Raw genomic sequence first — 2,553 nt, forward strand, 5'->3', positions numbered from 1 at the left:
CCGATTGCACGCCCTCCACCTTTTTCAGCGCCCGCTCCACGCGGCCCACGCAGGAGGCGCAGGTCATGCCCTCCACTTCCAGTTCCACGCTGGACTGGGGCACCTCGTAGCCGGCCTTCTCGATGGCGGAAATGGCGGCGGGCAGATCGGCCGCGCCCTCGAAGCGGATGCTGGCCTTTTCGGTGGCCAGGTTGACCACGGCCTCCTGCACGCCCGGCAGCTTCTTGAGCGCGCGCTCCACACGCCCCACGCAGGAGGCGCAGGTCATGCCCTGAACGGGCAGGTCTATGGCCATGCCGGCCTTGGTCGATGCATTCATTGCCTGACTCCTTTGTTCTCGCATTGGAGGCACTTTAGAGATTGCCACCATGTCAAGGTCAAGCCCCCTGCAGGGCGCTTTCATCGCCATGTCATCTGCCTTGCCCAGCATCGGCGGCCGTGACAAACCGATACAGAGAGAACCCGTTCATGTCCTTGACCTCCCATCGCCCAGCCCTGCGCCCGCTGGCCGTGGCCCTGGCTGCCTCCGCCCTGATCGCCGGTTGCGGCGGCTCCGGCAACGACACGCCCGCAGGCCAGCCGCTGGAGCTGCGCATTCTGCACATCAACGATCACCACTCCACGCTGGAGTCCAAGAGCAAGACCCTGCAGCTGGACGCCGGCACGGGCAAGGCCGAAGCCGTGGCCGTGGACGCCGCAGGCTTTGCGCGCGTGACCCAGGCCATCGAGGAGCTGTCCGCGCAGTCGCCCAACGTGCTCAAGCTGCACGCCGGCGACGCGCTCACCGGCACGCTGTACTTCAACCGCGCAGGCGCCGACGGCGAGGCCGATGCCGCCCTCATGAACACCGTCTGCTTTGACGCCTTCACGCTGGGCAACCACGAGTTCGACAAGGGCGACAGCGGCCTCAAGTCCTTCCTGGACCGCCTGCGCACAGGCAGCTGCAAGACGCCCGTGCTCAGCGCCAACGTGCGCTTTGGCGCCAACTCGGCCCTGAACGCGGCCAAGGCGCCCGGCTATGTGACCCCCTCCACCGTGGTGGAGCGCGGCGGCCAGAAGATCGGCATCGTCGGCCTGACCATTGCGGGCAAGACCAAGGCATCGTCCAGCCCCGATGCCGACACCACCTTCGAGGACGAGGCCACGGCGGCCCAGCGCGAAATCGACGCGCTGCGCGCCAAGGGCATCAACAAGATCATCGTCATGAGCCATGTGGGCTATGAGTACGACCGCCAGATCGTGCCCAAGCTCAGCGGCGTGGACGTGGTCGTGGGCGGCGACTCGCACACCCTGCTCGGCCCCGACGTGCTCAACACCACCGGCGTGGGCACACCGGGCGGCGCCTACCCCACACGCCTGACCGACAGGGACGGCAGCCCCGTCTGCGTGGTCCAGGCCTGGGAGTACGCCCAGGTCGTCGGCGACCTCAAGGTCCAGTTCGACGCCGACGGCCGCGTCACCCAGTGCACGGGCACGCCCCATGTGCTGATCGGCGACAGCTTCACCATCGCCGGCAAGGCCGCCACCGATGCGCAAAAGACGGCCCTCAAGGCCAGCGCCGCCGCCACCGGCGTGCTGCGCGTGACCACGCCCTCGGCCAAGGCCACGGCCGCGCTGCAGCCCTTCAAGGACAAGGTTGCCCAGTTCAACCTCAAGCAGGTCGCCACCGTGCCCCGGGAACTGTGCTCGCGCCGCGTGCCCGGCGGCGTCGGCACCATGAACTACAGCCAGTCCAGCGCAGCCTGCAATGCCGAAGGCAGCGTGAGCGTGCGCGGCGGCGACATCCAGCAGCTCGTGGCCCAGGCCTACCTGGAAGAAGCCAACCGCCACTACGGCGGCGCCGACATCACCCTGCAAAGCGGCGGCGGCGTGCGCATCCCGCTGCTGGGCCAGGTCACGGCCGCCCAGGTCATCCAGGTCCTGCCCTTCGGCAACAAGCTGTTCCGCCTCGACATCACCGGCACGGAAGTCAAGGGCATGCTCGAGGACGGCCTGCAGGCCGTGTACGGCCCCAGCGGCACGACCGGCCCCTACCCCTACACGGGCGGCCTGCGCTTTGACGTGAATGCGGCAGCGGCGGCCGGCCAGCGCGTGTCGGGCATCGAGGTGTATGACAACGCGAGCAAGACGTGGAAGCCGCTGGATACGGCGCGCACCTACAAGCTGTTCGTGCTGAGCTTCAATGCCACGGGTGGCGATGGCTACAAGACGCTGGCAGCCGTGCCTGATGCGCGCCGTCTGGACATTGGCGTGCTCGATTCCGATGTGTTCTTCAACTACATCGAGAGGCAGCCGGTGGATGCGGTGTCTGGTCTGCCGCTGCTGTCGCGGCTGCCGATGGATCTGTACAGCACGCGTAGTTTTCAGGGTGGGCGCTGAGTCTTCCTGATGGGTCCAGGGATCTGTTCTGATCCCTGCCGGGGGGTTGTTTTTCGAGGCCGGGTCTCGGCCCGGCGGCCGACCTACCTTCTTTTGCTTCGCCAAAAGAAGGTAGGCCAAGAAAAGGCGACCCGGATGTCCGCGACCCCTCCGCTTCGCTGCGGGGCAACGCGG

2 protein-coding genes are annotated in these 2,553 nt (G+C 67.4%); one reads left to right on the top strand and one right to left on the bottom strand.

Features of this window, described 5'->3' with window-relative positions; all coding sequences use genetic code 11:
* On the bottom strand, positions 1-319 hold a 319-nt coding region (locus tag L995_RS14870; protein ID WP_047472454.1), incomplete at its 3' end, for a heavy-metal-associated domain-containing protein.
* Positions 320-468: 149 nt separating this feature from the next.
* Between L995_RS14870 and L995_RS14875 the strand changes: the two genes are divergently transcribed.
* On the top strand, positions 469-2,379 hold the full coding sequence (locus tag L995_RS14875) for a bifunctional metallophosphatase/5'-nucleotidase (protein WP_047472455.1): 1,911 nt from the start codon (positions 469-471) through the stop codon (positions 2,377-2,379).
* Positions 2,380-2,553: the final 174 nt, after the last annotated feature.

This window comes from Delftia sp. ZNC0008, from assembly GCF_000799035.1.
In the GTDB taxonomy this organism is placed as follows: domain Bacteria; phylum Pseudomonadota; class Gammaproteobacteria; order Burkholderiales; family Burkholderiaceae_C; genus Comamonas; species Comamonas tsuruhatensis.

Coding starts and splice junctions, on each gene's coding strand:
- L995_RS14875 (WP_047472455.1), top strand. CDS start 469: ATGTCCTTGACCTCCCATCGCCCAGCCCTGCGCCCGCTGGCCGTGGCC.